At 42.1% G+C, this 2,667-nt stretch carries 1 protein-coding gene; it reads left to right on the forward strand.

Annotated features, from left to right (window positions below; all coding sequences use genetic code 11):
• Positions 1–118 precede the first annotated feature (118 nt).
• Positions 119–2,290, forward strand: coding sequence for a S46 family peptidase (locus AAEY57_RS19000; protein ID WP_215522195.1), 2,172 nt, complete (start codon positions 119–121; stop codon positions 2,288–2,290).
• The last annotated feature ends 377 nt before the right edge of the window (positions 2,291–2,667 follow it).

A 2,667-nucleotide genomic window follows, 5' to 3' on the forward strand; every position in this document is an offset into this window, starting at 1 on the left:
TCTTGGTCGAATGATCGGATCATGGAACGAGCATTTAGTTCCTTTAAATTAGTAATTTCTTATCCGAAGCTCAGGTTAATGAGTAATCTGCAGGTTCAATAATAAAAGGGATTCTATAATGCGTTTAAAACCTCTTGTTGCCACTTTGGTAGCAACCTGTTCACTGGCACTTTCTTCTGCGGCCAATGCCGATGAAGGTATGTGGCAACCTCATCAGCTACCAGAGCTGGAATCAATTTTAAAAGCCAAAGGCCTTGAAATCAGTGTTGATTCAATTTCAAAATTAACCGAATTTCCAATGAATGCGGTTATTAGCTTAGGCGGATGTACAGCCTCGTTTGTTTCGCCAAAGGGCTTAGTTGTTACTAACCATCACTGTATTTATGGCTCAGTGCAATATAATTCAACGCCTGAAAACAACATACTTGAAAACGGCTTTTTAGCAAAAACACCGGCTGAAGATTTACCTGCTGCGCCAGGTTCACGTGTGTACGTTACAGAAACAGTGACCAACGTGACTGATAAAGTAATTAGCGGCACTAACGAGCTAAGTGCAAAAGCACGCTACGATGCGTTAGAAAAAAATCAAAAAGCCCTCGTTGCAGAGTGTGAAGCTGATGCTAGCTACCGTTGTAATGTATATTCGTTTCATGGTGGTTTAGAGTTTTACCTTATTAAATCGCTGGAAATTAAAGATGTACGTTTAGCGTATGCACCTGCTATGGGCGTAGGTAAATACGGTGGCGATATCGATAACTGGATGTGGCCGCGTCACACAGGCGATTTTGGTTTTTACCGCGCCTATGTAGGTAAAGACGGCAAACCAGCAGAATACAGCGAAGACAACGTACCGTACGTGCCTGAGTCTTACTTAAGTGTAAGTGCTAAAGGCGTGCAAGAGGGTGATTTTGTCATGGTTACTGGCTATCCAGGACGAACCAATCGTTACCGTATTGCGGCAGAGGTCGATTATGTATTTAACGACAGCTACCCTAAAGCGCGCATGCACAATACTAAATACGTGTCATTAATTGAAGAAAACTCAGAAGATGGCAGTAAAGCGCGTATTGCTTACGAAAGCACCATAGCTGGTTATAACAACTACATTAAAAACTATGGCTCGATGATCGAAAGCTTTAAAAAAGGCACCATGTTTGAGCGTAAAAAGCAGTTTGAACAAGAACTTACAAGCTGGATAAACAGCGATAGCGAACGTAAACAGCGCTACGGTAACGTACTTAATGAGTTATCAGCACTTGTTGCACAATCGCAAGAGCACAGTGAGCGCGACCGTATGATAGGCTATGTTCACCGTTCACAAATGATCAGCACGGCACGTCGTTTATACCGTTTAGCTTATGAAAAACAAAAGCTAAATAGCGAGCGTGAATCGGGTTATCAAGAACGTGATTTACCGCGTATTAAATCGGGTTTAGAGCGTATGTCACGTCGCTTTGACGCAAACGTAGATAAAGCCATATTACTGCACTTTTTAGAGCAATATGCAGCATTACCTAAAGCAGAGCGTTTCAGTGAAATTGATAAAGCCTTTGCTTTAGAAAATGGGTTTGATAAAGCAAAACAAAGTGCATTACTTGATGAAATGTACGCTAAATCAACGCTTGATAACGAAATTGTACGTAATTCATTATTTGAGCAAACGCTTAGCCAATTAAACCAAAGCCAAGACCCATTCATGCAATATGCAAAAGCCATATTCACGGTAATGAAAGCTGAGGAAGATAAGTCAAAAGCCCTTGCAGGTAAGTTACAAGCCGCTCGCCCAGAGTTAATGAGTGCGATTATTGCCTTTAATAAAGCGCAAAACAAACCGGTTTACGCCGATGCAAATAGCACATTACGTGTAACTTACGGCACGGTAGGCGGGTATTCTCCGCAAGATGGTTTAGTGGCCACGCCGTTTACCTCACTTGAAGGGTTGCTTGCTAAAAACACCGATGTTGACCCATTTAATGCGCCTAAAAAGCTGCAAGAGCAAATTAAAGCGAAGCTTTATGGTGATTACACAGGTGGCATGAATACCGTACCGGTTAACTTTTTATCAAACGTAGACACAACTGGCGGTAACTCAGGTTCACCAACACTAAATGGTAAAGCTGAGCTGGTGGGTTTACTGTTTGACGGTGTGTACGAAAGCATTATTGGTGATTGGGATTACAACCCAGAGCTAAATCGCTCAATCCATGTAGATTCACGCTACATGCTGTGGGTAATGGATAAAGTAGATAACGCCCAAAACTTATTAGACGAAATGAAAATCGTAAAATAAGAAGCAGTTAAAATAACAAAAAGGCGCTTACCTTAATCGGAAGCGCCTTTTTTTGTTTAAACATTTTCGGCGATTAATTTAACTTAGGGTACGGGCTACGGGCTACGGGCTACGGGCTACGAGGTTCGGGCTGCGGGCTGCGGGCTACGAGCTGCGAGGTTCGGGTTGCGGGGGGAGTTAATTTGTTTTTAGCAGTAAGTATCTTTAGTAGCAGCGATTTTATATCGCTTCAGAGTTAAGCCTAAATAAGTATTTACCACCGAGAACACAGAGTTAACAGAGAAATACTTAAAAGATATGAATCCATCTCTGTGCAGCGCAAAGCGCCTCGGGATTCTCTGTGGTGAAAAAACTGTTTTTAGCAGTAAATGTCTTTC

The organism is Pseudoalteromonas sp. MER144-MNA-CIBAN-0113, from assembly GCF_040308965.1.
GTDB classification, from domain to species: Bacteria; Pseudomonadota; Gammaproteobacteria; order Enterobacterales; family Alteromonadaceae; genus Pseudoalteromonas; species Pseudoalteromonas tetraodonis.